The sequence below is a fragment of the Streptomyces sp. NPDC005402 genome (genome assembly GCF_040606575.1).
Classification (GTDB): domain Bacteria; phylum Actinomycetota; class Actinomycetes; order Streptomycetales; family Streptomycetaceae; genus Streptomyces.
The window spans coordinates 379,209-404,326 of the sequence record NZ_JBEXFB010000007.1 but is presented as its reverse complement, the minus strand read 5'-3'; the positions used below and the strand labels follow the sequence as shown (position 1 = coordinate 404,326).

Genomic DNA, 25,118 nt, shown 5'->3' with positions numbered 1-25,118 from the left:
TTACGGAGGCCACTGACATGGGCTGCCAAGCCCTCTGCCGGGACGCCTCAAAGGAACCGCCCCCGGTGGAACAACAGCGGAGCCTCGCCCTCGGCCGTCCCCAGCGCGTCCACCCGTCCCACCACGATGAGGTGGTCCCCGCCGGTGTGCACCGCGTGGATCGTGCAGTCGATCCACGCGAGCGTGCCCGCGAGGCACGGGGAGCCGGAGGCCGGGGCCGGGGCGTGGGGGACGCCCGCGAACTTGTCCGCGCCGCTCACCGCGAACGCCCTGCACAGCTCGCCCTGGTCAGCGCTCAGGACGTTCACGCAGAAGACGCCCGCCCGGGCGATGCGCGGCCAGGTCGTCGACGTGCGGCCCACCATGAAGGCGACGAGCGGGGGGTCGAGGGAGAGGGAGGAGAAGGACTGGCAGGCGAAGCCGGCCGGGGGCGTGCCGGGCGCCGTGATCACCGTGACCCCGGTCGCGAAGTTCCCCAGCACGCGCCGGAACTCGCCCGGGTCGACCGGCGCCCGCTCGTCCTCGCGCACACACCGCAGCTCCGGGCGGGGCAGCGCCTCCACGGCGAGCGCCTTCCCGGACCTGAGGTAGCGGACGGCCGCTTCCGCCGTCCCTGCTTGTCCCATCACACCGTCCATTGAAGCTGACGGTGTGTCAGATGGGAAGGGGTCGGGCGCGCGTGCGAAAGGTCGCACGTACGCTGCGTCCATGCAGTGGGGGAACAAGCAGGTCAATGAGGCCGCCGCGGTGTGCGCGGCGCAGTTTCCGGCGATCGGACTGGTCTGGTGGATCAGGGGTCAGCTGGGCGACGACTACGCGAACGCGGGCGCCTTCGGGGTCTTCGCCGTGTTCGCCCTGGCCTGCCTCCTTGCCGTGGCGCCGCTGGTCCTGCCGGTCCTCGGCCTCCTGCACGCGGCCGTCCAGGTGCTGCCGGCGGAGCTGCTCGCCCGCCGGGCCGCCCGTCGCGCGCGGGGACCCGTGTGGGCCTGGCACCTGGGTCTGACCGCGGTCCTCGGAGTGGTCTGGGCCGCGCTCGCCCTGCTGCTCTGGAACTGGCCGTTCGCCATCACCGCCCCGCTCTTCGCGGCCCTCGGCGTGTTCCCGGTGCTCGGCCTCGGGTGGCTGCGCAGGCGTACCCGGGGGTTCTGGGGCGTATGGCTGCCCGCGCTGTTCGCCTCCGTCGGCCTGTTCCTCCTGGTGTTCGTCGGCGGAGTGCTGGCCACGGTCACCGGGATCGTCGAGGAGTACGAGCCTCCCGTGCTGTCCTCCGCGCAGCTCACCGGCGTCTGGCGGGGTGAGGAGGGCGCGGTGCTGCGCCTCGGCACGGGCGGCCGGGCCGAACTCACCGCCCTGCCCGCCGAGTCCGAGCCCGGATCCCGCGACCCGTACGCCGAGCCGCCCTACGCCGTGTGCGACGGCACCGGTACCTGGCTGCTCGACGGCAAGGGCGGCCACGACCCCTACGGCGACGGCTCCGCGGGGCGCGCCGGTGTGGTCGTACGGCCGGACGGCGGATGCGGGCGGGAGACGTACTGGCGGATCGGCGGGACCGAGGCCGAGCCCGAGCTGTTCGTGCCGTTCGGGGACCCGGACGCGCCGGACGTGCGGATCCTGAAGCCGGCCCCCTGAGCCTCAACGCCCCCGGTACTCGGGGCTCCTGCGTTCCACGAAGCTCGCCACGCCCTCCTTGGCGTCGGTCGTCGTCATGTTGATCTCCTGGGCGGCGGCCTCCGCGGCGAAGGCGGTGGTGCGGTCGGTGTCCAGGGAGGCGTTCACGAGCTGCTTGGTCAGTGCGAGGGCGCGGGTCGGGCCGGTGGCCAGGCGGGTGGCCCACTCGCGGGCCGTCTTGTCCAGCTCCTCGTCCGGGACGACCCGGTTGACCAGGCCGAGGCGTTCGGCGTCGGCGGCGTGGAGCGCGTCGCCGAAGAACATCAGCTCCTTGGCGCGCTGAGGGCCGAGGAGACGGGTCAGCAGATACGCGCCGCCACCGTCCGGGACCAGGCCCCGGCGTACGAACACCTCGACGAACCGCGCCGATTCGGCGGCCAGGACCAGATCGCAGGCGAGGGCGAGATGCGCGCCGATGCCGGCCGCGGTGCCGTTCACCGCCGCGATCACCGGTTTCTCGCAGTCGAGGACGGCGGCGATCAGGCGTTGCGCGCCGAGGCGGATCACGCGGGCGACGTCGCCCGGGACCGGATCCGAAGTGGTTGCTCCGCCCCGCAGATCCGCCCCCGCGCAGAAACCGCGCCCGGTCCCGGTGAGGACCACCGCCCGTACGTTCGGATCGGCCGACGCCTGCGCCAACAGCTCGATGAGACGGTCCCGTTGGCCGGGCGCGAGGGCGTTGAGGACCTCGGGTCTGTTGAGGGTGACGTACGAGACCTGGCCCTCGACGGTGTGCAGCACCTCGCTCACCGGCACACCACCAACGCGTCCAGCGCCACCGCCCCCTGCCCCCGGGGAAGCACCATCAGCGGGTTGATGTCGAGCTCCGCGACATCGTCCCCCAGCTCCACGACCATGCGCTGCACGCGGAGCACGACTTCCACGAGCGCGTCGAGATCCGCGGGGGGCCGCCCCCTGACCCCGTCCAGCAGGGCCCGCCCGCGCAGGTCGAGCAGCATGTCCCGGGCCTGCTCCTCACCGAAGGGCGGCACACGGACGGCGGTGTCCCGCAGCACCTCGACCAGGACCCCGCCGAGCCCGACCGTCACCGTCGGTCCGAACAGCTCGTCGTGCGCGGCCCCGACCACCATCTCGACACCCCGCTCGACCATCTGGCAGACCAGGACGCCGTCCAACGAGACATCCTCGTAGCGGGCGATGTCAGTCAACTCGCGATAGGCGTCCCGCACTTGGCTGGCGGAGGTCAAGCCGATCCGCACCAGGCCCAGCTCGGTCTTGTGGGCGATCCTCGCGCCGGACGCCTTCATCACGACCGGATAGCCGACCAGTCCGGCCGCGCGGACGGCCGCCGCCGCGCTGGTCACCAGCTGCTCGCGCGGCACCCGGATCCCGTACGCCCGCAACAGCTGCTTCGCCGCGTGCTCGCTCAGCTGCTGGCCCGGGCGCATCAGGGCCTGGGCCTTGCGGAAGGAGGGCGAGGGGGTGCGCGGGGCCTCGTCGAAGGGGGAGCGGTAGCCGGTGACGAAGCGGTGGTGGTCGAGGTAGGCGCGCACGGCGGTGATGCAGTTGCCGACCGTGCGGAAGGTGGCCACCCGGGAGGAGCCGAGCAGGACCTCGCGGTACGCCGGCTCGGTGCCGACCGGCGATCCCCACACCACGCACACCAGCTTGTCGGTCTGCTCGGCCGCGTCCACCAGATCCTGGACCAGCCGGTCGCTCAGGGGAGGGAAAGGCCCGGTGACCGGGCAGATCAGCACCCCGACCGACGGGTCGGCGAGGATCGCGTCGATGATCTTCCGGCCGCGCCAGTCGCCGACCGGGTGGCCGCCGTTGTCGACGGGGTTGGCCACGCTCAGGAACTCCGGTATCCACTGGTGCAGTTCGGCCTGCTTGGCCTCCGACAGAGCGGGCAGTTTCAGCCCCGCCTCCGTGGCCAGGTCGGCGAAGTGCGCGCCGGTGCCGCCCGAGATGGAGTACACGACGACACCCTCGGCGCGCGGCGGCCTGGCGCGGGCCAACAGGGCGGCGGTGTCCTGGAGTTCGTCGAGACCGTCGACGCGGATCACGCCGTACTGACGCATCGCCGCGTCCACCACCGTGTCCGCGCCGGTGAGCTTGCCGGTGTGGGAGGCGGCCGTGCGGGCGCCGGTCTCGGTGCGGCCGACCTTGACCGCGACGACCGGGACCTTGCGGCGGGCGGCCCGGTCGGCGGCGAGCAGAAAGGAGCGGCCGTCCTTGAGGCCCTCCAGGTAGCAGGCGATGGCTCCGACCTCGGGACGCTCGGCGAAGTAGGAGAGGAAGTCGGAGGTCTCCAGATCGGCCTCGTTGCCGGTGGGCGCCCAGTGGGTGAGGCGGATGCCGAGTTCCTGGAGGGCGAAGACCGGGCGGCCCTGGTGGCCCGACTGGGTGATGAGGGCGATGCCCGGCCCGTCCAGGTCCGCCCGGAACGACGAGAAGGCGTTCAGGTTGGTGTTCGGCCCCAGCAGTCGCATCCCGGACTCCGCCACGGCGGCCGCGAGCCGCTCCTGAGCCGCCGCTCCCTCCTCGCCGGTCTCCGCGAACCCGGAGGCGAAGACGACGGCGAACTTCACCTTGGCCTCGGCCAGTTGCTCGATCAGCGGGAGGGGGTCGGCGACCAGCAGGACGGCGAGATCGACCTGCTCGGGCAGCTCGGCCACGGACGCCACACAAGGAACGCCGAAGACGGACGGGCGGGTCGGGTGCACCGGATGCAGCCGGGCTCCCACCCGGTCCGCCCAGTCGGCCAACTGCCGGGTGATCCCCGTGTTCGGTCGGCCCTCGGTGTCCGAGGCGCCGATCACGGCGACCGACTCCGGCCGGAAGAACCGGTCCAGATCGGGGACGTCGGCATACAACGGCCGTCCGCCGACGTCGAGATCGTCGACCTCGGCGGGCCGGCCGTGGACGGCGGGCCCGGGTTGCTCGCCGCACGCGATGACCCGGGCCCGGCGGGAGTCGGTGGTGAGGGTGCCGTGGGTTGATCCAAGCATCGGTCCGCCCGCTCCTGTGTGACAGCACAAATAACTGACGTAGTGTCAGATTACAGAACTGACGGTGTGTCAGGAATGGTCGTGCACACACAAAGGAGCGGACCGGCAGGGACCGGGGCACGGCGTGAACCGGCCGGGACCGGGCCTACAGCACCGCCAGCACCTCCTTCGCCACCCGCTCGCCCGACCGCACCGCACCGTCCATGAAGCCCATCCAGTGCACCGACGTCTCCGTCCCGGCCCAGTGGATGCCGCCGACGGGGGCACGCAGGGCGGGGCCGTACTGGGTGAGCACCCCGGGCGCGCCGATGGAGACGGGGCCGCCGCGGGTGTAGGCCTCGTTGTTCCAGCGTTGCAGGACGAAGGAGGTGGGGGAGGCCGCTTTCGAGCCGAAGTACGTCACGTAGTCCTTGAGGACGGCCGCCTTGACCTCCGCCTCGCTCGCCGCGTCGTACTTGCGGGCCTCGTCGGCCTCGATGAAGCCCATCAGGGCGCCGTAGGAGGCGTCGGGCGGGGAGTTGTCGAAGGTCGAACTGATCACGCCGGTGTCGCTGACGACCTGGCCGTTGAGGCCGTCGGCCCGCCAGAAGGGGGTGTCGTAGATCGCGATCGCCTTGCCGACCGACGCCATCGGGAGGCGCTGGGTGAGCTGGTCCCGGGCGGCGGGCAGCAGCGGGTCATAGGTGATGCGGGCCGCGAGCGGCGGCGGTACGGCGACGACGACCCGCTTGGCGGTGACCGTGACGCCGTCGGCCGTGACGACGTACTTCGAGCCGGACCTGGCGATCGTGCGCACCGGGGCGTTCAGCACCACACGGTCGCCGAGGGTCGCGGCGAGCTTGATCGGCACGAGCTGGGAGCCGCCGACGAAGCGCAGTTCCTGGGCGCCGCCCGCCGTCTCGGTGAGGCGTTCCAGGGTGCCGGGAGTGGTCTCGTTGCCGGCGGCGGCGATGTAGAAGAGGACGAACAGCAGGGAGAGTTCCCGGGGTTCGGCCGAGAAGATCGACGTGCAGGCCACGTCGAGGAGGAACTTGGCCGACGGGATCACGGCGTTGGCGCGCAGCCAGGACTCGAAGGTCTGCCGGTCCCACTCCTCGGCCTTGGCGGCGGTCCAGGGCGCGTCGACCGGGATCGTCTTGGCCATGTCGTCGAGGGAGGCCTGGACGATGGCCGCGTTGGCGAGGCCGGCCGCGTCGATGGGCGGGACCGAACCGAGCAGGCCGTCGGTGGCGTAGGCGGTTTTCTTGCCGTCCTTGTAGAGGAGGTTGTTGCCGGTGTTGTAGGTGGCGAAGGTCTGCACCCCGAGCGAGTCCGCGAGGGCCTTGATGCGGTCCTGGGTGGGGCCGATGAACTCGCCGCCGCCCTCGGTGACTCCGCCGTTCGCCAGTTTCAGGTTGAGGACCCGGCCGCCGACGCGGTCGCGGGCCTCCAGGACGGCGACCGTCTTTCCGCCCGCCACCAGGTCCCGGGCCGCGGTGAGTCCGGCGAGTCCGCCGCCGACGATCGCCACGTCCACGTCACGGGTGGCGGCGGAGGCGGGGGAGGCGGCGGTGCCGGTGAGGGTGACGGCCCCGGCCGCGGCGGCGGCACCGCCGAGCAGGGAGCGCCGGGAGAGGCGGGGGAGCGAGGGGAGCGGGGGGAGCTGTCTTTCGCGTGCCACGTGCGTCCTCCGTGGTGGAGAGAGTGTGGAGCTAGAACATGAGAAGTGTTCACATTCTGGCCCCGGACGACGGCACACGACAACGCTCCTGTCACATGTCTCGCACATGTAACAGGAGCGCCGGTGAAGCGAGTTGGGGTCCTCCCGGTCAGACGGGGAGCCGCGAGAGCCGGCCCGCCCCGTCCTTCGCCACGGCCTTGGCGATCTTCTCCGCGTCGATCGCGACCTCGCGGAAGGTGCCGCTGATGGGAGTGACGTAGCCCGTGAAATAGAGACCCGGGGCGTTCTGTGGGGTCCGGGCACCGTTGACGAGCGGACCCCCGCGCCCGTCGAGGACGTCGAGATGGCCGACCAGCCCGTCGAGGGCGCGGGTGTACCCCGTGGCCGCGATCACCGCGTCCGGCGCGATCCGGGTGCCGTCGGCGAGCAGGACCTCGCCGTCCTCGAACCCCTCGACGGCGGCCACGACCTCCACCCTGCCCCTGCGGATCGCGTCGATGAGCCCGACGTCCTGGACCGGGATGGCGCCCTCCTTGACCCGGCTGTAGAGACCGGTGTCCGGGCGGGGCAGGCCGTGCCCGGACAGGTCGGGCACGCTGAGCTTCGCCATGGGCCGGGCCAGCCGGTCCACGAGCCCGACCGGCAGCCGTCGTACGAGAACGCCCGTGTACTGGGCGGCCCAGCCGGCCGTGGAGCGGCGCACGATGTGCGGGGCGGTACGCACGGACAGCCGTACCCGCGAGGCGCCGCCCTCGACCAGGTCCACGGCGATCTCGGCGCCGGTGTTGCCGACGCCCACGACGAGGACGTCACGGCCGGCGTACGGCGCCGGGTTGCGGTACTCGCCGGCGTGCAGGAGCTCGCCCTTGTACTCCTCGCGGCCCGGCCAGTCCGGCAGCAGCGGGGTGTGGTTGTAGCCGGTGGCCACGACCACCGCGGCCCCGGTCAGTTCGCGGCCGCCGGTGGCGTGCAGCAGCCAGCCGGTGCCGTCGGGGGTGCGCTCGACGCGCGAGACCTCGACGCCGGTGACGGTCTCCAGCTCGTGGACCTCGGCGTACTTCTCCAGATAGCGCACCACGTCGTCGCGGGAGACCCAGCGGCCGAAGCGGCGGGGCATGGGCAGGCCGGGGAGTGCGGAGAGGCGGCGGGTGGTGTGCAGGTGGAGGCGGTCGTAGTGGCGCCGCCAGGACGCGCCGACCTGCTCGGACTTCTCCAGGACGACGGCACGGATGCCCCGGGCCCGCAGTGCGTACGCGACGGAGAGCCCGGCCGGGCCGCCGCCGATGACGTACACGGGGCGATCGGGCTGGTCGGGGCGGTCTGCGGGGGCGGGGTCGGGTGCGGAGTCGGCCATGAGCGCGAGCGTAATCAGACAGCGCGTTGATGGGTCTCGGTCAAGACGGGAATTGGTTGCGGATCGATCACGCCTGTAGGAGAAGTGCGTGGGTCGCGTGACGTAGCCCACACGGAAAAGGCCAGGGCGCCGGGGGCGCGTGACGCGGGGCCCTCGACGCCCTGGCGGCGGCGGCCGGAACCTGACGGGAAACCGGGGGCCGCGTCCGTGGGGCTACTTGGTGGTCTTCTTGTGACCCGTGACCTTGGCGATCCAGGTGATGAAGTCGCCGGGGTCGGTGTTGGCGCCGTGGCCCTGGTCCCAGTAGTAGAGGTGGTTCACATGGATTCTCACCGTGAACACGGTCTTCCCGGACCCTACTATCTGACGTACCGTCAGATTTCATGGACACGATCTGGCTGACCGGCGCCGAGTGGCTGGCCGTGCTGCGCATAGGCCTCGGGTTGTGGTGGCTGGAGAGCTGGCGGCACAAGGACAAGAGCACGTGGTTCGAGGGCGGCGGCATCACCTGGGCCGCGGACATCGCCGCCAAGCACCGCTGGACCCCGGTCCGCAGCGGCTTCGACGTGCTGGTCGCACCCCGCCCGAAGACGATGGCGTACGTCGTCGCGTACGCCGAACTCGCCCTCGGCGCGGGCCTGATCCTCGGCTTCCTGACCCCTTTGGCCCTGGTCGGCGGCCTGCTCCTGAACGTCCTCTACTTCACCCTGATGATCCACGACTGGGCCGAGCAGGGGCAGAACTCGATGATGGCCCTCATCTCGCTCGTGGCCCTGTTCGCGATGTCCTGGCAGACCTGGTCGCTCGACGCCGCGCTGGGCTGGTTCTGATGGGCGCGAGGTACGACCTGCCGGAGACGGACGCCTTCACACAGACCTACTGGGACGCGGCGGCGCGGGGCGCCCTGCTGCTCCGGCACTGCGGGTCATGCGCCGAAGTCCACCACTACCCCCGGGAGTTCTGCCCGCGCTGCTGGAGCGAGGACGTCTCCTGGTCCGCGGCGAGCGGCCGGGCCACGCTCTATACCTGGTCCGTGGTCCACCGCAACGACCTCCCGCCGTTCAAGGACCGCACCCCGTACGTCGCCGCCGTGGTCGACCTCGTCGAGGGGCCCCGGATGATGACGGAGATCGTCGACTGCGTGCACGAGGAGCTGCGGGCGGGGTTGGAGCTGGAGGTCGTGTTCCCGGAGGGGGTGCCGAAGTTCCGGCCGGCGGGTCTGCTCGGGCGGGTTTGTTGACTGGTTGGCGCGCTGGGGTGTCGACGGTGATGATCTGTCGCCGTTCATCGGGGAGCCGCAGCCCGGGCTGGACCTGGCGGCGGTGTTGCCGGGCGGGTGTCTGAATCAGGCCGCGCGGGACGGCCAAGGCGTTTGAATGGGCGTATGACCGACGTCGATGACCAGCACCTCATACGCCCCTTCACTTCGCTGCACGGCCACGGACTGCTCCTGTGCGCCTGGGACCCGGACTCCGACGCCCAGGCCGAGGACTGGCTGCGCGCATCGCTGGACCCCGAGTTCGGGCGCTGGAACACTCCTCTCAGCCTCGTCCGCGACCTCGACGGTGCCCGTGCCGCCATGCGACGCAGGGCCGAACAGGCGGCGCGGGGCACGAGCGCGTCGTACCGGATCACGGACGAGTCGAGCGGTACGACCCTCGGGCACGTCGGCGTCAACATGATCGACCACGTCTTCCGCACCGCCCGCGTCGGCTACTGGGTCCTGCCCGAGGCCCGCGGCCGGGGAGTCGCCACCCGCGCCCTGCGCCTCGCCGCCCACTGGGCCCTCACCGACCTCGGCCTGCACCGCCTGGAACTGGGCCACGCCCTCGGCCACGACGCCTCCTGCACCGTCGCCGAACGCTGCGGCTTCCGCTACGAGGGCACGCTGCGGGGCGCGATGTTCGAGGCGGGCCGCCACGACACGTTCCGGGACCTGCACCTGCACGCCCGGCTGGCGACGGATCCGCAGCCGTCGTAATCGGCAACGGTCGTAATCGGCAACCGTCGTAATCCGCCGCCGCCGTAATCCGCGTGCGCCCGAGTCCGGTCGCGCCGGATCATGGAGCATGGTTCACGACGACTGGCACATCACCGAGGACCTCGACGCGTTCCTGTCCCGCGCCGGAGACTTCCTGCACGCGCGCCCCGACCTGCACACCGTCCTGCTGACCGTGACCGACGGGCTGCGCACCCGAGGGCTGCACGCGTACGGGAGCGAGGCACCGTTCTTCGGGCTGCTGGAGGAAGGAGGGAGGGTGTGCGGGGCCTGCTTCAGGACCCCGCCGCACCGGCTGTATCTCACGCCCCTGAACGCCGCCCGCACCGACGCCCTCGCCGCCCATCTCGTGGCCCTGGGACGGGCCGTCCCCGGGGTCGGTGGCGAGGCCGGGACCGCTGCCGCGTTCGCCGAGGCCTGGCAGCGGCACACCGGGGCCGCACCCGTGCCGTATCGGCGCCAGCGGCTGTACCGGCTCGGCGCGCTCACCGTCCCGCGGCCCGCGCCGGAAGGGCGGGCGAGGATCGCCGAGGAGGGCGACCGGGAGCTGCTGGTGCGCTGGTTCGGCGAGTTCAGCAGGGACATCGGCGAGAGCGAGAGCATGCCCGCCGAGTCCTGGGCCGACGCCCGCCTCGCCTACGGCGGTGTCACGCTCTGGGAGGCTCCCGACGGCACTCCCCTCGCCATGGCCGGCCTCACCCCGCCGGTCGCCGGCCAGATCCGGGTAACACCCGTCTACACCCCGGCCCCGCTGCGCGGCCGCGGTTACGCCGGTGCCGCCACCGCCGAGGTCAGCCGGCTCGCCCGGGAGCGGGGCGCCGACGAGGTGCTGCTCTTCACCGACCTGGCCAACCCGACCAGCAACGGCCTCTACCAGCGCATCGGTTACCGGCCGGTGGCGGACTTTGCGGTGTACGACTTTCAGGGCCAGAGCAGTTCCTGAGCCCAACCGCCGTCCGTACGACGGTAGGTGAGCCGTACGTGCCGCCTGCGCTCGTCCCCCTGGAAGAACTCCACCTCTTCGGGGGCGAGCCGGTACAGCGTCCAGGTCGGGACGGGCGCCGCGGGCTCCCGCTGTGCCCGCTCCCACGCCTCCTCGGACGCCCGGGCCAACTCGTCGAGGGAGCCCAGGACGTCGCTCTGCCGACCGGTGAGCGCGGCGGCCAGCGCGCCGGTCGAGCGGGCGTGGAGATCCGCGGCCGCCTCCCCGGAGGGCGCGGCGGTCACCGGCCCCCGCACCCGCACCTGCCGCCCGAGGACCGGCCAGTAGAAGCCGAGGGCGGCGTACGGCCGTTGCGCCAGATGTCCGCCCTTGCGGCTGTGGGAGTGGCTGGCGAAGGCCCAGCCGTCCTCGTCCGCGCCGTGCAGCATCACGGTCCGTACGTCCGGCCGGCCCGCCGCGTCCGCCGTCGCGAGGGACATGGTGTGCGGCTCGGTCTGCCCGGCGGCCACCGTCTCCGCGAACCAGGTGGTGAACAGTTCCAGCGGGGTCGCGGGCGCGGCGGCGGGGTCGAAGGAGGGCAGCGAGGTGACCTCCGGGTCCCACACCCGCAGTGATCTGAGCAGCTCGTGAAGATCCGTTGCCATGCCTCAGACGGTACCGAGGCCGCGACGGTGCGCCGCACCTCTGGGAGAGCTGAAGTTAGTCCACCACTTAGTCCACTCGTTGACCTGGTCGTGAGGCAGTCATGGAATCAGCACGTCAGTACAACGTCCATGAAGCCAAGACGCACTTTTCGCGGATTCTGGAGCAGGTCGCGACCGGTGAGGAAGTCGTGATCAGCAAGGCGGGGGAGCCGGTGGCCAAGCTGGTGCCGCTGCGCCCCGAGGTGAAGCGGACCGGCCGGGGCTCGCTCCGGGGGCAGATCCACATCCCGGACGACTTCGACGAACTGCCCGACGACATCGCCGACGCTTTCGGGATGCGCTGATGCGACTGCTGCTCGACACCCATGTCGTTCTGTGGTGGCTGGACGACTCCCCTGAGCTGTCCGGTGAGATCAAGGATCTGCTCGACACCGAACCCGCGGTGTACGTCAGCGCCGTATCACCGTGGGAGATCGCCCTCAAGCAGTCCCTCGGGAAACTGGAGGGCCCGGAGGACCTGGCCGAGCGGGTGCGCGACAGTCAGTTCACCGGCCTGCCCATCACGGCCGGGCACGGGGTACGGGCAAACCGGCTTCCGGCGCATCACCGGGACCCCTTCGACCGGATACTGGTCGCCCAGGCGCAGATCGAAGGGATGACCCTGGTGACGCGGGACAAGTGGATCCCGCAGTACGACGTGCGGGTCGTGCCCGTGTGAGGGGCAACCCGCCTCCGCACGGTGAGGGAGGCCGCCTCAGACGGTACCGAGGTCGGACGTCACCCACCGCTCGGGCCGCATCCGGACAATGACCTGCTCGCCGTGGTTCTTCGAGGCGAACTCCACGTACCCGTCCACCTTCTCGGCGGGCAGGTAGCGGGCGGAGATCTCCTGGAGGTCTTCGAGCGTGCCCGGCCGGGTGTCGACGACCGGCCCCTCCACCGACACGTAACGGATGGTGGGCTCGACGCGCTCGACCAGCAGGGAGAAGCGGCCGGCCGCCCGGATCAGCTCATGCTTGCGGGAACCGGCACCCGTCATGATCCAGATGTCGGCGCCGGGCGTGTACTGGTACCAGATCGGCACGGCGAGCGGCGCGCGCCCCTCTTCCGCGTCGACCGCCAGCGCGGCGACATGCGGCTCGGCCAGGAACTGTTCACGTTGTGCGCGAGTCAGGTCCATACAGTGCAGGGTACTTGGGCCGTGGACCCGGACCCGGCCGACGACGAGGCGTCCATCTGGGGCCTGGCCCTAACGCCCCAGCACCACCGTCCCCGACGAGCAGAACCATCCGCCCGTCCCGGACGCCACCGCCAGCCCCGGCGCCGACCCGTCCCGGCGCCGCACCTGCCGTGCGCCCGCATCCCCGCGCAGCTGCCGTACGGCCTCCACCAGCAGGAACAGCCCCCGCATGCCAGGGTGTTGGGCGGACAGACCGCCGCCGTCCGTGTTCACCGGCAGGTCCCCGCCCTCGACCTTCAGCCGCCCCTTCTCCACGAAGGAACCGCCCTCGCCCTTCCCGCAGAAGCCGAGGTCCTCCAGCGTCACCAGCGTCATGTAGGTGAACGCGTCGTAGATCTCGGCGAGTTCGATCTCCTCGGGGCGCACGCCCGCCCGCTCGAAGGCCAGCCGTCCGCTCACCGCCGCCGGGGACACCGTGAAGTCGGGCCACTCGGACATGCTGACGTGCGAGACGTACTCCCCGGTGCCGAGCACCCAGACGGGAGCGGTACGGCAGTCCCTTACGTACTCCTCGGCCACGAGCAGCACCGCCGCGCCGCCGTCGGAGCGGAGGCAGCAGTGCAGCTTGGTGAAGGGGTCCGCGATCACCGGGCCGGAGAGGACGTCGTCGACGGTGATCGGGTCGCGGAACATCGCCTCGGGGTTGAGGGCGGCGTTCGCGCGGGCCTGGACCGCGATCTCGGCCAACTGCTCGATGGTCGTGCCGTGTTCGATCATGTGGCGGCGGGCCGCCATGGCGTACTTGGCGATCAGGGTGTGGCCGTAGGGCACCTCGAACTGGAGCGGGCCGCGGGCGCCGAAGGAGAGGGTGCCGGTGCGGCGGCCCGCCTTGAGGTCGGCGCGGGCCGTGGAGCCGTAGACCAGCAGGACCGCGTTCGCGTGTCCGGCGGCGATCGCGTCGGCCGCGTGGGCCGCCATGACCTCCCAGGTGGAGCCGCCCACCGAGGTCGAGTCGACCCAGGTGGGGCGCAGGCCCAGGTACTCGGCGATCTCGACGGGGGCGAGGGTGCCGGTGCCGGCCGAGGCCAGGCCGTCGACGAGCTCGCGGTCCAGGCCCGCGTCGGCGAGGGCGCGACGGGCCGCCTGGGCGTGCAGGGCGTAGGCGGTCGTGCCGTCCGCGCGGCCGCAGTCGGCCAGGGCCACGCCGGTGATCGCGACTTTCCGGCTCCCGGGGGGCATGAGGGTCTCCTGCCTCTGGGCATCTGGTGCGGGCGCTCCTAATATGACGGACCGTCAGATCGGGAGGGAAGAGGAAGAGCCATGGACGCTCGCTTCACCGCCGAACAGGACGAGATCCGGGGTGCCTTGCGGGAACTGCTGCGGAGGCGGTGCGGGCCCGCGGAGTCGAGGAGCGCGGCCGACACTTTGGCCGGGTACGACCCGGCGCTGTGGACGGCCCTCGCCGAACAGCTGGGACTGCCGGGGCTGGCGCTCCCCGAGGAGTACGGCGGTGTGGGGTGCTCGGCGACGGAACTCGCGCTGGCCTGCGAGGAGATGGGCCGGGCGCTGGCGGCCACGCCGTTGCTGGGCACGGCGGTCCTCGTGGCCCCCTTGGTGCTGGCCCTGGGGACGACCGCCCAGCGCACCGACCTGCTGCCACGCATCGCGTCGGGCGGCCTGACAGCAGCCCTCGCCGCGCCGCCGGGCACGGCCCTCGCCCTGACCGGCGACAACCGGGGCGACTGGGCCGGAGGCGGACGGGCGGGCGGGGTGCAGGCCCGGCCGGCCGGTGGTGGGGGTGGTGTCGCCGGGCCGGGAGCCGCCTCGGGGACGGAGCGACCGGCCGCCGAACCGGTGCCGCCCGCCGCCCGCTGGCGGCTCTACGGGCAGGTCGATCACGTCCTCGACGGGCACAGCGCCGACGTCCTCCTCGTCGCCGCCCATGCCGGAGGCTTCGCCCGCTCCCGCACGCTTCTCTTTCTCGTCCGCGGCGACGCCCCCGGGCTCCTCCGCACCCGGCAGACCGCCCTCGACGCCACTCGCCCCCAGGCCCGCGTCCAACTCCGCGACGTCGAAGCCGAACTGCTCGGTGCCGACGACGGGGCCGATGTGCTCGGGGCGCTCGCCCGCACGGGGGACACCGCCGCGGCCGTCCTCGCCTGCGAGGCCGTCGGGGCCGCCGACCGTGTGCTGGAGACGACCGTCGAGTACGTCAAGCAGCGGGAGCAGTTCGGGCGGCCGATCGGGTCCTTCCAGGCCGTCAAGCATCGGCTCGCCGATGTGTACGTCCAGCTCCAAGCGGCCCGTTCCGCGGCCTACTTCGCCGCCTGGGCCGCCGTCCACGACGAGCAACGGGCCGGCGGGCTCGCCCTGGCCCAGGCCCTCGAAGCGCTGCGGACCGCCGCCGCCGAGGGGATCCAGCTGCACGGGGGCATCGGGTTCACCTGGGAACACGAGGTGCAGCGGTACTTCAAGCGCGCCGGCGCGGACGAGCTGCTCTTCGGGCCGGCGCACCGGCTGCGGGCGCACGCCGCCGACGCGGCGCGGCTCTTCGAGCGGGCGGAGGTGGCGGTGTGATCGGGGAACGGATCGTCCAGAAGATGTCGTCCACGCGCGGTTTCGCGAAGGTCGCGCCGCATGTCATCCCGGCCCTGGACCGGGCCGTGCACCGGATCACCCGGGGGAGGGTCCTGCTCAGCGCGCAGATGCTTCCGGGGGTCGTCCTGACCTCGACGGGGGCGCGGAGCGGGCTGCCCCGGCGGACCCCGCTCGCCTGCATGCCCGAGGACGACGGCCGCACCTGGATCCTCGTCGGCTCCAACTTCGGCCGCGACGGCCACCCCGCCTGGACCGCCAACCTCCTCGCCCACCCCAACGCCGAAGTCAACTGGAAGGGCACGGACATCCCGGTCACGGCGACCCTGCTGACGGGGGAGGAGCGGGCGGCCGTATGGAAGACCGCGCTGGCGTTCTGGCCGCCGTACGCGACCTATCAGGCGCGGGTCGAGCGGGAGATCCGGCTTTTCAGGATCACTCGCAGGTGATTCCGGACGCACGACAGGCGGCCGTCCACCGGTGTGAACGGCCGCCCGCCAGACAGGACTCGAAACAGGGACGCTACTTCGTCGGCTTCTTGCCCGTCACGCCCAGATACACCAACAGTGCCAGGTTCGGCTTGAGTTCGGCCTGCTTCACACCCCAGCTCTGGAAGCCCTTCTGGTGCGAGGCCACCGCCGCGAGCATGGCGACGAGGGAACCCGCGACCGCGGCCGGGTTGACGTCCTTGTCGACCTTGCCCTTGGACTGGAGCTCGGCGACCGCGTCCGCGAGGGAGTTGTTCACCGAATTGAGGATCTTCATGCGGATCTTGTAGAAGCGCTTGTCGCCCTCGGCGGCCCCGAGATCGACCACGCGCAGGATCGCGTCGTTCTTGCGCCAGAACTCCAGAAAACCGTCCACGAGTTCCTGCGCGGTCTGCCAGCCCGCCTTGCCGACCCACGACCGGCCGTCGAGCAACCGTGTCAACTGGCCGCCCTCGGTGGCCATTTGCTCGGCGACCTCCAGGACGGCGCCCTCGACGTCCGGAAAGTACTGGTAGAAGGTCGCGGGTGAAGTTCCCGCCTTCCGGGCGACATCGATGACTTTGACGTCCCGGTAAGGGGAGGAGCTGAGCATCTCGCTGAGGCAGTCGAGCAGCTTCTGCCGGGTCGCCTGCCCACGCCGGCCGGCCACACGGCCGTCGACGGTACGCACTTGTCCTGTCATGCCGTCAGCTTACCGAGGGGTGATCGGAGCGCGATTCGGCCGACTGCAAATGGGGTGCAAGGGGTCCGGGAGACGGGTGTGCCTGGTCCTGCGGGGTGCGTGCGGCGCCGTTACTTTGACGGTATGGCCGAAAACAGGGCATCCGCAGACGGAACGGGATACGGGGAGGGCGTCCCCTGCTGGGTGGACGCGCAGCTGCCCGACGTGGCCGCCGGGAAGCGGTTCTACGGTGAGCTCTTCGGATGGACCTTCCGTGACCGGCCGGACGCCCACGAGGGTTCGGTATGGGCCCACCACGAGGGCCGCCCCGTGGCCGCCCTCGCCCGCAAGACGGACGGCCGTATGCCCACCGTGTGGACGGTCTACTTCGCCACCCCGGACATCGAGAACCTCGCCGACCGGATCTGGGCGGCCGGCGGACAGGTCGTCACCGCGCCCGTGCCGGTGGCGGAACTGGGAGTGTCCGCGCTGGTCACCGACCCGGAGGGGGCCGCTTTCGGCCTCTGGGAGCCGGGCAGCCACCCCGGCTTCGGCGCCCGGCACGAGCCCGGCACCTTCGCCTGGGCCGAGCTGTACGCACGCGACACCGAGGCCGCCAACACCTTCTACGGCGGGCTCTTCCACGACGCCCTCTTCGGACCCGAGGCCCGCCCCGACTTCGGCCGCGCCCCCGTCTTCGACGTCTTCCCCGCCGAGATGCCGCCCCACTTCCTCGTGCACTTCGGTGTCGAGGACTGCGAGAGCGTGCTCGGGACGGTCAGCCGGCTCGGCGGACGGGTCCAGGCGCCGCCATTCGAGACGTCGTACGGAAAAGTGGCCGTCGTCACCGACAATCAGGGAGCGTCGTTCGCCGTTCTGGAGCGATCGGAGCGGTAGAGAGTTCCGCTTTGAGGTGAGACACCCCATTTGACCCCGGGTTCGCCACCGGGCCTCCGGCCAGGAAGAATCAGGGTTGCGTGCCGCCATGGCGGTGCGGTGGTGAGACGCTGCACGGGGTCGCGTACATATGTGGGTGGCGCGGCTTGTACGGGGAGGTGGCAGGCAGAGTGGTGGATCAGCTGACGCAGCACGATCCGCGCAGGATCGGGCCGTTCGAGGTGCTGGGACGGCTCGGTGCCGGCGGCATGGGGCTGGTCTATCTCGCGCGTTCGGCGTCGGGCCGGCGCGTGGCGATCAAGACGGTCCGTACGGAGCTCGCCGAGGACCAGCTCTTCCGCGTCCGCTTCACCCGCGAGGTGGAGGCGGCCCGGGCGGTCTCCGGCTTCTACACGGCGGCCGTGGTCGACGCCGACCCGCGCGCGGCGGTGCCGTGGCTGGCCACCGCGTACGTCCCCGCGCCCTCCCTCGAAGAGATAGTGAACGAGTGCGGGCCGCTCCCGGCTCAGGCGGTGCGCTGGTTCGCGGCGGGCGTCGCCGAGGCCCTGCAGTCCATCCACGGCGCCGGCCTGGTCCACCGCGACCTCAAGCCCTCCAACGTCCTGGTGGTCGAGGACGGCCCCCGGGTGATCGACTTCGGCATCGCGTCCGGCGTCTCGAACACCCGTTTGACGATGACGAACGTCGCCGTCGGCACCCCCGCCTACATGTCCCCCGAGCAGGCCAAGGACTCGCGCAGCGTCACCGGCGCCAGCGACGTGTTCTCCCTCGGCTCCATGCTGGTCTTCGCCGCCACCGGCCACCCGCCCTTCCACGGCGCCAACCCGGTCGAGACGGTCTTCATGCTGCTGCGCGAGGGCCCCGACCTGGAAGGCCTCCCGGACGAGCTGCGTCCGCTCATCGAGTCCTGCATGCAGATGGAGGCCACGGCCCGCCCCAACCCGGCCGACCTCCAGGCCCAGCTGGCGCCCCACCTCTACGGCTCCGGCTCGGACGACAGCGGTACGGCGTCGGCGTGGCTGCCCGAGAAGGCCGTCGCCATGATCGAGTCGCGGCGCGGCGGCCGCCCGACGCCCGCCCAGACCGGCGGCGCCCGCGGCGGAGGCGGCCGTCCCGCCGCCGCCCTCCTACGACCCGCCGCAGCCCGCTCCCGTCCCCGTCGGGGCCCCCGACACCGGCCCCGTGCGCCTGGCCGGCGCCCAGGTGCCCATCGGGCCCGGACCGCGCGTCGCCGACGCCCGGGCCGCCGCCGTGAAGGCGCCCCCGCCGGAGGCCGGCCTGGTCGCCTCCTGGTCCCGGCCGCGCCCCGGCGTCAACGGCACCGACGGCGCCGTGGGCCCGGCCGTACCGGCACCCCCGCCCGCGCCGCCGGAGACCGCGGCCGGCTGGCGGCCCTGGCGGTTCCGCATGTCGAACGACGTGTGGGGCACCCCGGCCGTCGCCGGGGACCTCGTCTACGTCACCTCCTTCGAGGTGCACGCCCTGGACGTCGGCACCGGCCGCCGCCGCTTCAAGACCCGGGACGTGGCCTGGTCGATGGCGGTCGCGGACGGCCGTATCCACGCCTCCGACGGCCCGACCCTCTTCGCGCTCGACGCCCGTGAGGGCGCCGACCAGTGGCGGCTCAACACGGACGCCTGGGTGTACTCCCTCAAGGCCGAGCGCGGCACGGTCATCACCGGCACGCGCGGCGGCGGCGTCCAGGCGTGGGACGCCTCGGGCGGCCAGAAACTCTGGGAGATCGCCGGCTGCCAGACCGACTTCGAGTCCCCCGAGGCCGGACCCGCGCTCCACGAGGGCACGGTCTACGTCTGGCAGGAGGGCCGACTGCGGGCCCTGGACGCCCGCACCGGCGAGGAGCGCTGGGCGTTCCCCATCGGCGACGCGGCCTCCTGCGGCGGGGTACCGGTCCGGGTGGCCCAGGCCCACGACGGGTACGTGTACATCTCGGCCGGGACGCGCGTCATGGCCCTCGACGTGGCGAGCGGACGGGTGCGCTGGCACTTCGAGGCCCCGGCGGTCTTCCTGTGCCCGCCGACCTTCGTGCCGGGGGCCGCGGTGACGGGCGGCGGGGTGTACCTCGCCGACTACCTCGGCACGGTCTACGCCCTCGACGCGACCGACGGCCGCGACCGCTGGCGCATCGCCACCGAGGCCCGGGCGTCGGTCGAGCCGGTGCTGGTGGCCGCGGGCCATGTCCACGTGGGCAGCGGCAAGGGCCTGTACACGCTGGACGCGGTCACCGGTACGCCGAAGTGGCGGTTCCAGGCCGGCGGGGACATCGTGGGGGCGCCCGCGGTGGCCGAGGGCCGTATCCACTTCGGGTCCACCGACCATCTGCTCTACACCCTGAAGGCCGACGACGGCCGCCTGCGCTGGAAGCTCGCGACCGGCGGGGAGATCACCGGGTCGCCGGTGGTCAGGGACGGGGTCGTGTACGCGTGCAGCAAGGACCGGTGCGTGTACGCGCTGGACGCGGAGAAGGGGACGGGAACGGCCCGGACGAACTAGCGTCCGCCGTTAGAGTGATCACATGCATACACGGGGGCGCGTTCTCAAGTTCACGGCTGTGTCGGTGCTGGTGGTCCTGTCGCTGACAGGGTTCTCCACCGGCCATGGTCACAGCAGCGGTCGGCACAAGAGCAAGAGCAGGAGCAGCGACAGTGGCGGCGGGTGCAGCAGCTCCCGCCAGAACCACGACAGCTACACGCCGCGCACCACCAGCACCCGCCGTAGCTCGACGCTGCAGGACGGCACCGCGGTGCTGGTGAGCTGTGCGACGAAGGCGATTCCCCACGCCACGGTCGAGGTCAGCAACCCGAACAGCCGTCGGGCCACCTTCGAGGTGGGGTTCTCCTTCACCGACGCCGCCGGCCGGACGCTGAGCTCCGGGGAGAAGCAGGTCACGGTGTCCGCGAGGGGCACGTCGAAGATCCAGGTGCCGGTGGGTCAGGCCGTTCTGGCGAAGCTCGACCACTGCTGGGTCGAGCCGGAGGCCGACCGGGTGAACTGACCGTCAGCCCCGCAGCTCCGTAAGGAACTCCACCAGCGCCGCGTTCACCTCGTCCGGCCGTTCCTGCTGGGTCCAGTGGCCGCAGCCCGGCAGCAGGACCGGGTCGCGGACCAGGTTCGGCATCAGCTTCGGCAGGCGCTCGATCAGTTCCGGGGTGCCCGGGAACGCGGGGACCAGGTCCCGGTCGCCGTACATGTAGAGGGCGGGCGGGGTGACCCTCGCGCCGTGCCAGGGGGCCGTCAGCTCCCAGTTGCGGTCCAGGTTGCGGTACCAGTTGAGGGCGCCGGTGAAGCCCTTGGCGTAGCTCTTGGTGAGCTCGTCGAGGTCGGCCTCGGTGAGCCAGGCGGGGAGCATCTCGGGGTCGGGCATGTCCGCGAGCCAGCCGCGGTCCAGGTCGGTCACCAGGGCCTGCTCGTAGCGTCCGCCGCCCTCGCCGTCGCCCGAGGCGCCGACCAGCAGCCTGCGCAGCGCGGAACGGGGGTTGGCGCCGAACTCGGCGTCGGCCACCCCGGGCTGGTTGAAGTAGTTCCAGTAGAAGTGTCCGTCGAACCGCTCTCGCATGGTCACGAGCGGCGGCCGCTCACCCCGGAACGGCGGCGGCACGCTCAGTCCGGCCACCCCGCGCACCACATCGGGGCGGAACAGCGCGGTGTGCCATGCGACCGGCGCCCCCCAGTCGTGCCCGACGACGAACGCCGTCTCCTCGCCCAGCGCGTGGACGAGCCCGACGACATCCCCGACCAGGTGGAGGATGCTGTACGCCGACACATCCTCCGGGTGGTCGCTGGTGCCGTATCCGCGCTGGTCGGGCGCGACCACCCGGAACCCGGCGGCGGCCAGCGGGCCGAACTGGTGGCGCCAGGAGTGCCAGGACTCCGGGAAGCCGTGCAGCAGCACGACGAGCGGCCCCTCGCCCTCCTCCGCGATGTGCAGCCGTATGCCGTTCACGTCGACCATGCGATGTTCAACCATGGGGTGAGCATACGTCTGTACAGGGCACCGAAATTGCTAACGCAACCTGAATCCGGGTTGCCGGGAACGGAACAGTCCGGCCTGCCGGTCTGGCGGCAGGTTCCCGAGCGCGACGAGATGCGGTGCCTGCGCGAACCCCTGGCGCACAGAAGTCTCCTTGGCGGCCCAGAGCGCGCGGACCGTGCCCTGCACCCCCTCGGCCGGATACCCGGCGATCACCGACGCGGCGGCGGTCGCGGCCGCCAACGCCCCGCCCGGCTCAGTGAGTTCGGTGACGAGTCCGATGGCGTGGGCGCGCTCGGCGGACAGCCGCTCCGCCGTTCCCATGAGCGCCGTCCGCGCCGCCTCCCCGTGCGGCATGAGCTGCGCCATGAGCACCGACTCGTAGGCGCTGACCATGCCGTAGGTGGTGTGCGGGTCGAAGAACGTGGCGGCCGGGTCGGCGACGAGGAAGTCGCACTCGCCGAGGAGATAGAAGGCGCCTCCGCAGGCCATCCCGTTCACCGCCGCGATGACCGGTTTCCACAGGTCGTTGGATTTCGGTCCGGCGCGCAGGAGCGGATCGTCCGCCATGTAGGGGGAGTTCGGCTGCGGAACCTCGGCGTCCCGGTCGAGGCCGGTGCAGAAGGCCCGCTCCCCGGCACCGGTGAGGACCACGGCCCGTACGGAGTCGTCGAACCGCACCTCACGCCACGCGTCGACGATGTCGTCCCGCATCTCCAGGTCGATGGCGTTCAGCCGGTGGGGCCGGTCGAGGGTGACGACCGCGACCCCGGTGTCCTTGTCGGCGGTGACCCGCAGGCCGGTCATGACAGCACCCACTGGGGGAGCCCGTCGGAGAACACCACATGCACCCGGGCACCCATCCGGATCCGGCGCGGATCAAGGGAGTTGAGCGGCGCCCCGGCCGCGGTGACCAGGTTGCCGACCAGCCGTATCCGAGGTGCCTCCTCCAGTTCGACCACGACCACGTTGTACGGCGCCTGCGCCGCGTAGTCGGGGAGGAGGGGCGGGTGGGGGACGACGTAGGACCAGATCCGGCCGCGCCCGGAGACCGGACGCCACTCGGTCCCGAAGGAGCGGCAGTGCGGGCAGCAGGGCCGGGGCGGGAAGCGGAGTTCGCCGCAGTCGGCGCAGGCCTGGACGCGCAGTTCGCCCCGGGCGGCGTACTGCCAGAAGGGGGCGCCCGTGGAGTCCTTCACCGGTTCGAGCATGTCAGCTCCTGTTGGTCAGCAGCAGGGCGGAGGTGGGGACGCCCTCGCCGGCGGTGACGAGGCAGGTCGCGGCGTCCGGCACCTGGGCGGTGCTGGTCCCGCGCAGCTGTCGTACGCCTTCGTCGATGAGGTTGAAGCCGTGCACGTAGGCCTCGGACAGGCCCCCGCCGCCGGTGTTGATCGGCAGCCGTCCGCCGATCTCCAGGGCCCCGCCCTCGGTGAAGGCGCCGCCCTCGCCGCGACCGCAGAAGCCGTAGCCCTCCAGGGAGAGCGGGACGAGGGCGGTGAACGCGTCGTAGATCTGGGCCACGTTGACGTCCTGCGGGGTGAAGTCGGCGTGTTTCCACAGGTGTCGGGCGGCGGTCCAGGCGGGCCCGGTGAGCGGGTCGTCGTTCCAGTAGTTGACCATGCCGTGGTGCTGGGCGGGCAGTCCCTGGGCGGCGGAGTGGACGTAGACAGGGGTGTTCGGGCAGTCCCGGGCGCGCTCCCTGCTGACCAGCACGCACGCCAACGCCCCGTCCGTCTCCAGGCAGTTGTCGAAGAGACACAGGGGCTCGCTGATCCAGCGGGAGGTCATGTACATCTCGCGGGTCAGGGGGCGGTCGTACATGATCGCCGCCGGGTTCTGGTTGGCGCGGTTGCGGCAGGCGAGGGCGACGTTGAAGAGGTGGTCGCGGGTCGCGCCGTACTCGTGCATGTAGCGGCGGGTGAGCATGGCGATCTCGTCGGCGGGGCGGAGCAGGCCGAAGGGTCTCGTCCACTGGGCGGGGGTGGGGAGTTGGACGCTGGTGTTCGTCCAGGGGCGGGGGCCCGAGCCGCGCTTGCGGGACCGCCAGGCGACCCCGACCGTGGCCTGGCCGCTCGCTATCGCCGCCGCGAGGTGGGCGACCGTCGCGCACGAACCGCCGCCGCCGTAGCCGACCTTGCTGAAGAAGGTGAGGTCGCCGAGGCCGACGGCCTTCGCCAGCTCGACCTCGTCCGTCTCCTCCATGGTGTACGAGGCCAGGGCGTCGACCTCGCCCGGGTCGATCCCGGCGTCGTCGAGGGCGGCGAGCACGGCCCGGCAGGCCAGCGTTCTCTCGTCCTCGGCAAGGCGTTTGGCGAAGGGGGTCCGTCCGATACCGACGATCGCCGTGGCGTCCTTGAGGGTCACGCTGCACGCACCTCCGCACCTGTGAGGCCTGCTGACAGCCCGTCAGGCTACAGCTAATCTGACGGGTAGTCAGCTAACGCGTTTCCGCTTTCGGGGAGGCCGATGTGGAGTGGCGGAGCATCCCGGAGCTGGTCCGCCGGGCGGCACGGCGGTACGCCGCCACGGAGGCGGTCGTCGAGGGCCGGACCCGGATCACCTACGGCGAGTTGGGCGCCCGTGTGGAGCGGGCGGCGGCCGCGTGCGTCGCGAACGACGTGCGGCCGGGCGACCGGGTGGCCGTCTGGGCCCCCAACTCCCTGGACTGGATGGTCTCAGCACTGGGCGCGGTGTCGGCCGGGGCGGTCCTGGTCCCCCTCAACACCCGCTTCAAGGGCACCGAGGCCGCGGACGTGCTGCGCAGGAGCGGGGCCCGGCTGCTGTTCATCACCGGCACCTTCCTGGGCACGTCGTACGTGGCGTCCCTGCGCAGGGCGGTCGCGGAGGGCCCGGGGCTGCCGGACCTGGAGCAGGTGGTGGTGCTGTCGGACGACGCCCCCGCCGACTTCCGCACCTGGAAGGACTTCCTGGTGAGCGGGGACACGGTGGGGGAGGCGGAGGTACGGGCGCGGGCCGCCGCCGTGGCCCCCGACTGGCCCTCGGACATCGTCTTCACGTCCGGGACGACGGGCCGCCCCAAGGGTGCGGTGATCACCCACGAGCAGACCCTGCGGGCGTACGAGGTCTGGTGCGAGCTGGCCGGGCTGCGGCACGGCGACCGCTACCTGATCGTCAACCCCTTCTTCCACACCTTCGGCTACAAGGCCGGGGTGATCGCCTGTCTGATGCGCGGGGCGACGATGATCCCGCAGCCGGTGTTCGACGTGGACACCGTGCTGGCGAACATCGCGGCGGAACGGGTCTCGGTGCTGCCGGGCCCGCCCACCCTCCACCAGTCGCTCCTGGACCACCCGGCGCGCTCCTCGCACGACCTGTCCGCCCTGCGCCTGGTGGTCACGGGCGCGGCCGTGGTGCCGCTCAGGCTGGTCGAGCAACTGCGCGGCGAACTGGGCGTGGAGACGGTCCTGACCGCGTACGGCCTCTCGGAGGCGAGCGGCATCGTGACCATGTGCCGGCGGGGCGACCCGTTGCCGGTGATCGCGTCGACGTCCGGGCGGGCCATCCCCGGCACCGAGGTGCGGGTGGCGGCGCCGGACGGGGAGCCCGGTGAGGTCCTGGTCCGCGGCTTCAACGTGATGCGCGGCTACTACCGGGACGAGGCGGCCACCGCGGAGGCGGTGACCGAGGACGGCTGGCTGCGCACCGGCGACATCGGTGTCCTGGACGCGGCGGGCAACCTGCGGATCACCGACCGGCTGAAGGACATGTTCATCGTCGGCGGCTTCAACGCGTACCCGGCGGAGATCGAGCAACTCCTCGGCCTGCACCCGGCGGTGGCCGACGTGGCGGTCGTCGGCGTGCCCGACGCGCGGCTCGGCGAGGTCGGCAGGGCGTACGTGGTGCGCCGCCCGGGCTCGGTCCTGACCGCCGACGACCTGATCGCCTGGGCCCGCCGGGAGATGGCCAACTACAAGGTGCCGAGGACGGTGGAGTTCGTGGCGCGGCTGCCCCGGAACGCGAGCGGGAAGGTGGTCAAGGGCGAACTGCGCCGGGGGCCGGCCTGAACGGCCGGCCCCCGGACACGCCTCGGCCGCGACGGCTTCCCCTC

The 25,118-nt window shown here is 72.1% G+C and carries 25 protein-coding genes and 1 pseudogene; 13 read left to right on the top strand and 13 right to left on the bottom strand.

The annotated features are described in order from the left end of the window. Positions 1-47 precede the first annotated feature (47 nt). Positions 48-626, bottom strand: coding sequence for a flavin reductase family protein (locus ABZT02_RS16810; protein ID WP_356018565.1), 579 nt, complete (start codon positions 624-626; stop codon positions 48-50). A gap of 82 nt (positions 627-708) precedes the next feature. On the opposite strand from ABZT02_RS16810, the gene ABZT02_RS16805 reads away from it, so the two are divergent. Beyond that, positions 709-1,629 (top strand): hypothetical protein, encoded by a 921-nt coding sequence (locus tag ABZT02_RS16805; RefSeq protein ID WP_356018563.1) that lies wholly within the window; start codon positions 709-711, stop codon positions 1,627-1,629. Positions 1,630-1,632: 3 nt separating this feature from the next. Here the strand turns inward: ABZT02_RS16805 and ABZT02_RS16800 are convergent, their stop codons facing one another. The 4 genes from ABZT02_RS16800 to ABZT02_RS16785 all read right to left on the bottom strand — a co-directional run bounded on the left by ABZT02_RS16800 (position 1,633) and on the right by ABZT02_RS16785 (position 7,654). After that, positions 1,633-2,424, bottom strand: a complete 792-nt coding sequence (locus ABZT02_RS16800; RefSeq protein WP_356018562.1) for an enoyl-CoA hydratase-related protein — start codon at positions 2,422-2,424, stop codon at positions 1,633-1,635. Beyond that, on the bottom strand, positions 2,415-4,640 hold the full coding sequence (locus tag ABZT02_RS16795; protein WP_356018561.1) for an acetate--CoA ligase family protein: 2,226 nt from the start codon (positions 4,638-4,640) through the stop codon (positions 2,415-2,417). The genes ABZT02_RS16800 and ABZT02_RS16795 overlap by 10 nt, the downstream gene beginning before the upstream one ends. Positions 4,641-4,785: 145 nt before the next feature. Beyond that, the gene (locus ABZT02_RS16790) at positions 4,786-6,300 is read right to left on the bottom strand and encodes an FAD-dependent oxidoreductase (RefSeq protein WP_356018560.1); all 1,515 of its coding nucleotides are present in this window, start codon (positions 6,298-6,300) and stop codon (positions 4,786-4,788) included. A 148-nt stretch (positions 6,301-6,448) separates the two neighbouring features. Then, a complete protein-coding gene (locus ABZT02_RS16785) occupies positions 6,449-7,654 on the bottom strand; it encodes an NAD(P)/FAD-dependent oxidoreductase (RefSeq protein ID WP_356018558.1) in 1,206 nt (401 codons plus the stop codon). Positions 7,655-8,037: 383 nt separating this feature from the next. Between ABZT02_RS16785 and ABZT02_RS16780 the strand changes: the two genes are divergently transcribed. From ABZT02_RS16780 to ABZT02_RS16765, 4 genes are all read left to right on the top strand, one after another. Further along, positions 8,038-8,484 carry a DoxX family membrane protein gene (locus ABZT02_RS16780; RefSeq protein WP_356018557.1) on the top strand — a complete coding sequence of 149 codons (447 nt, stop codon included), beginning with the start codon at positions 8,038-8,040 and terminating at the stop codon, positions 8,482-8,484. Beyond that, positions 8,484-8,894, top strand: coding sequence for an OB-fold domain-containing protein (locus ABZT02_RS16775; protein WP_356018556.1), 411 nt, complete (start codon positions 8,484-8,486; stop codon positions 8,892-8,894). The genes ABZT02_RS16780 and ABZT02_RS16775 overlap by 1 nt, the downstream gene beginning before the upstream one ends. Before the next feature lie 144 nt (positions 8,895-9,038). Continuing rightward, positions 9,039-9,635 (top strand): GNAT family N-acetyltransferase, encoded by a 597-nt coding sequence (locus ABZT02_RS16770; protein ID WP_356018555.1) that lies wholly within the window; start codon positions 9,039-9,041, stop codon positions 9,633-9,635. 88 nt (positions 9,636-9,723) lie between these two features. Then, a complete protein-coding gene (locus tag ABZT02_RS16765) occupies positions 9,724-10,596 on the top strand; it encodes a GNAT family N-acetyltransferase (protein ID WP_356018554.1) in 873 nt (290 codons plus the stop codon). Here the strand turns inward: ABZT02_RS16765 and ABZT02_RS16760 are convergent. Then, positions 10,575-11,240 carry a pyridoxal 5'-phosphate synthase gene (locus ABZT02_RS16760; protein WP_356018553.1) on the bottom strand — a complete coding sequence of 222 codons (666 nt, stop codon included), beginning with the start codon at positions 11,238-11,240 and terminating at the stop codon, positions 10,575-10,577. The two genes, ABZT02_RS16765 and ABZT02_RS16760, sit on opposite strands and share 22 nt — an antisense overlap. A 101-nt stretch (positions 11,241-11,341) precedes the next feature. Here ABZT02_RS16760 and ABZT02_RS16755 point away from each other — a divergent pair, with 101 nt between their 5' ends. Together ABZT02_RS16755 and ABZT02_RS16750 are read left to right on the top strand one after the other, a co-directional pair. Further along, a complete protein-coding gene (locus ABZT02_RS16755) occupies positions 11,342-11,584 on the top strand; it encodes a type II toxin-antitoxin system prevent-host-death family antitoxin (RefSeq protein ID WP_356018551.1) in 243 nt (80 codons plus the stop codon). Beyond that, positions 11,584-11,958, top strand: coding sequence for a type II toxin-antitoxin system VapC family toxin (locus ABZT02_RS16750; RefSeq protein WP_356018550.1), 375 nt, complete (start codon positions 11,584-11,586; stop codon positions 11,956-11,958). Before ABZT02_RS16755 ends, ABZT02_RS16750 begins: the two co-directional genes overlap by 1 nt. Before the next feature lie 36 nt (positions 11,959-11,994). On the opposite strand, the gene ABZT02_RS16745 is transcribed toward ABZT02_RS16750, so the two are convergent. Both ABZT02_RS16745 and ABZT02_RS16740 read right to left on the bottom strand, forming a co-directional pair. Then, complete coding sequence (locus ABZT02_RS16745) at positions 11,995-12,420, bottom strand: pyridoxamine 5'-phosphate oxidase family protein (RefSeq protein WP_356018549.1); 426 nt, start codon at positions 12,418-12,420, stop codon at positions 11,995-11,997. A gap of 69 nt (positions 12,421-12,489) precedes the next feature. Next, a complete protein-coding gene (locus ABZT02_RS16740) occupies positions 12,490-13,659 on the bottom strand; it encodes an acetyl-CoA acetyltransferase (RefSeq protein ID WP_356018547.1) in 1,170 nt (389 codons plus the stop codon). An 81-nt stretch (positions 13,660-13,740) separates the two neighbouring features. On the opposite strand from ABZT02_RS16740, the gene ABZT02_RS16735 reads away from it, so the two are divergent. Further along, positions 13,741-14,997, top strand: a complete 1,257-nt coding sequence (locus tag ABZT02_RS16735; RefSeq protein ID WP_356018546.1) for an acyl-CoA dehydrogenase family protein — start codon at positions 13,741-13,743, stop codon at positions 14,995-14,997. Then, a complete protein-coding gene (locus ABZT02_RS16730; RefSeq protein WP_356018545.1) occupies positions 14,994-15,464 on the top strand; it encodes a nitroreductase/quinone reductase family protein in 471 nt (156 codons plus the stop codon). The genes ABZT02_RS16735 and ABZT02_RS16730 overlap by 4 nt, the downstream gene beginning before the upstream one ends. Before the next feature lie 73 nt (positions 15,465-15,537). Here ABZT02_RS16730 and ABZT02_RS16725 read toward each other — a convergent pair whose 3' ends face one another. Continuing rightward, positions 15,538-16,185, bottom strand: a complete 648-nt coding sequence (locus tag ABZT02_RS16725) for a TetR family transcriptional regulator (protein WP_356018544.1) — start codon at positions 16,183-16,185, stop codon at positions 15,538-15,540. 123 nt (positions 16,186-16,308) lie between these two features. On the opposite strand from ABZT02_RS16725, the gene ABZT02_RS16720 reads away from it, so the two are divergent. The 3 genes and pseudogenes from ABZT02_RS16720 (at position 16,309) to ABZT02_RS16710 (ending at position 20,074) form a co-directional block, all read left to right on the top strand. Further along, the gene (locus ABZT02_RS16720) at positions 16,309-17,061 is read left to right on the top strand and encodes a VOC family protein (protein WP_356018542.1); all 753 of its coding nucleotides are present in this window, start codon (positions 16,309-16,311) and stop codon (positions 17,059-17,061) included. Positions 17,062-17,231: 170 nt separating this feature from the next. Next, positions 17,232-19,572 (top strand): annotated as a pseudogene (locus ABZT02_RS16715) (serine/threonine-protein kinase). A 22-nt stretch (positions 19,573-19,594) separates the two neighbouring features. Then, positions 19,595-20,074: a hypothetical protein gene (locus ABZT02_RS16710; protein ID WP_356018541.1), complete on the top strand. Its 480-nt coding sequence runs from the start codon at positions 19,595-19,597 to the stop codon at positions 20,072-20,074. A 3-nt stretch (positions 20,075-20,077) separates the two neighbouring features. On the opposite strand, the gene ABZT02_RS16705 is transcribed toward ABZT02_RS16710, so the two are convergent. Genes ABZT02_RS16705 through ABZT02_RS16690 form a run of 4 tightly spaced genes read right to left on the bottom strand, consistent with a single transcriptional unit; the run spans position 20,078 to position 23,413 of the window. Beyond that, positions 20,078-21,046 carry an alpha/beta hydrolase gene (locus tag ABZT02_RS16705; RefSeq protein WP_356018540.1) on the bottom strand — a complete coding sequence of 323 codons (969 nt, stop codon included), beginning with the start codon at positions 21,044-21,046 and terminating at the stop codon, positions 20,078-20,080. Between the two features lie 36 nt (positions 21,047-21,082). Next, positions 21,083-21,856, bottom strand: coding sequence for an enoyl-CoA hydratase/isomerase family protein (locus ABZT02_RS16700; RefSeq protein WP_356018539.1), 774 nt, complete (start codon positions 21,854-21,856; stop codon positions 21,083-21,085). After that, entirely contained in the window at positions 21,853-22,260 is a 408-nt protein-coding gene (locus ABZT02_RS16695) for an OB-fold domain-containing protein (RefSeq protein WP_356018537.1), read from the bottom strand. Before ABZT02_RS16695 ends, ABZT02_RS16700 begins: the two co-directional genes overlap by 4 nt. A gap of 1 nt (position 22,261) precedes the next feature. Next, positions 22,262-23,413 carry a lipid-transfer protein gene (locus ABZT02_RS16690; protein WP_356018536.1) on the bottom strand — a complete coding sequence of 384 codons (1,152 nt, stop codon included), beginning with the start codon at positions 23,411-23,413 and terminating at the stop codon, positions 22,262-22,264. Between the two features lie 104 nt (positions 23,414-23,517). On the opposite strand from ABZT02_RS16690, the gene ABZT02_RS16685 reads away from it, so the two are divergent. Further along, entirely contained in the window at positions 23,518-25,074 is a 1,557-nt protein-coding gene (locus ABZT02_RS16685) for a FadD3 family acyl-CoA ligase (protein WP_356018535.1), read from the top strand. Positions 25,075-25,118: the final 44 nt, after the last annotated feature.

What these genes read in the sequence shown, in the direction of transcription:
- ABZT02_RS16750 (WP_356018550.1), top strand. Translation starts at nt 11,584, where the DNA reads ATGCGACTGCTGCTCGACACCCATGTCGTTCTGTGGTGGCTGGACGAC.
- ABZT02_RS16720 (WP_356018542.1), top strand. Translation starts at nt 16,309, where the DNA reads ATGGCCGAAAACAGGGCATCCGCAGACGGAACGGGATACGGGGAGGGC.
- ABZT02_RS16745 (WP_356018549.1), bottom strand. Translation starts at nt 12,420, where the DNA reads ATGGACCTGACTCGCGCACAACGTGAACAGTTCCTGGCCGAGCCGCAT.
- ABZT02_RS16755 (WP_356018551.1), top strand. Translation starts at nt 11,342, where the DNA reads ATGGAATCAGCACGTCAGTACAACGTCCATGAAGCCAAGACGCACTTT.
- ABZT02_RS16705 (WP_356018540.1), bottom strand. Translation starts at nt 21,046, where the DNA reads ATGGTTGAACATCGCATGGTCGACGTGAACGGCATACGGCTGCACATC.
- ABZT02_RS16795 (WP_356018561.1), bottom strand. Translation starts at nt 4,640, where the DNA reads ATGCTTGGATCAACCCACGGCACCCTCACCACCGACTCCCGCCGGGCC.
- ABZT02_RS16765 (WP_356018554.1), top strand. Translation starts at nt 9,724, where the DNA reads ATGGTTCACGACGACTGGCACATCACCGAGGACCTCGACGCGTTCCTG.
- ABZT02_RS16770 (WP_356018555.1), top strand. Translation starts at nt 9,039, where the DNA reads ATGACCGACGTCGATGACCAGCACCTCATACGCCCCTTCACTTCGCTG.
- ABZT02_RS16700 (WP_356018539.1), bottom strand. Translation starts at nt 21,856, where the DNA reads ATGACCGGCCTGCGGGTCACCGCCGACAAGGACACCGGGGTCGCGGTC.
- ABZT02_RS16735 (WP_356018546.1), top strand. Translation starts at nt 13,741, where the DNA reads ATGGACGCTCGCTTCACCGCCGAACAGGACGAGATCCGGGGTGCCTTG.
- ABZT02_RS16810 (WP_356018565.1), bottom strand. Translation starts at nt 626, where the DNA reads ATGGGACAAGCAGGGACGGCGGAAGCGGCCGTCCGCTACCTCAGGTCC.
- ABZT02_RS16725 (WP_356018544.1), bottom strand. Translation starts at nt 16,185, where the DNA reads ATGACAGGACAAGTGCGTACCGTCGACGGCCGTGTGGCCGGCCGGCGT.
- ABZT02_RS16695 (WP_356018537.1), bottom strand. Translation starts at nt 22,260, where the DNA reads ATGCTCGAACCGGTGAAGGACTCCACGGGCGCCCCCTTCTGGCAGTAC.
- ABZT02_RS16710 (WP_356018541.1), top strand. Translation starts at nt 19,595, where the DNA reads ATGCATACACGGGGGCGCGTTCTCAAGTTCACGGCTGTGTCGGTGCTG.
- ABZT02_RS16785 (WP_356018558.1), bottom strand. Translation starts at nt 7,654, where the DNA reads ATGGCCGACTCCGCACCCGACCCCGCCCCCGCAGACCGCCCCGACCAG.
- ABZT02_RS16780 (WP_356018557.1), top strand. Translation starts at nt 8,038, where the DNA reads ATGGACACGATCTGGCTGACCGGCGCCGAGTGGCTGGCCGTGCTGCGC.
- ABZT02_RS16805 (WP_356018563.1), top strand. Translation starts at nt 709, where the DNA reads ATGCAGTGGGGGAACAAGCAGGTCAATGAGGCCGCCGCGGTGTGCGCG.
- ABZT02_RS16775 (WP_356018556.1), top strand. Translation starts at nt 8,484, where the DNA reads ATGGGCGCGAGGTACGACCTGCCGGAGACGGACGCCTTCACACAGACC.
- ABZT02_RS16740 (WP_356018547.1), bottom strand. Translation starts at nt 13,659, where the DNA reads ATGCCCCCCGGGAGCCGGAAAGTCGCGATCACCGGCGTGGCCCTGGCC.
- ABZT02_RS16760 (WP_356018553.1), bottom strand. Translation starts at nt 11,240, where the DNA reads ATGGCAACGGATCTTCACGAGCTGCTCAGATCACTGCGGGTGTGGGAC.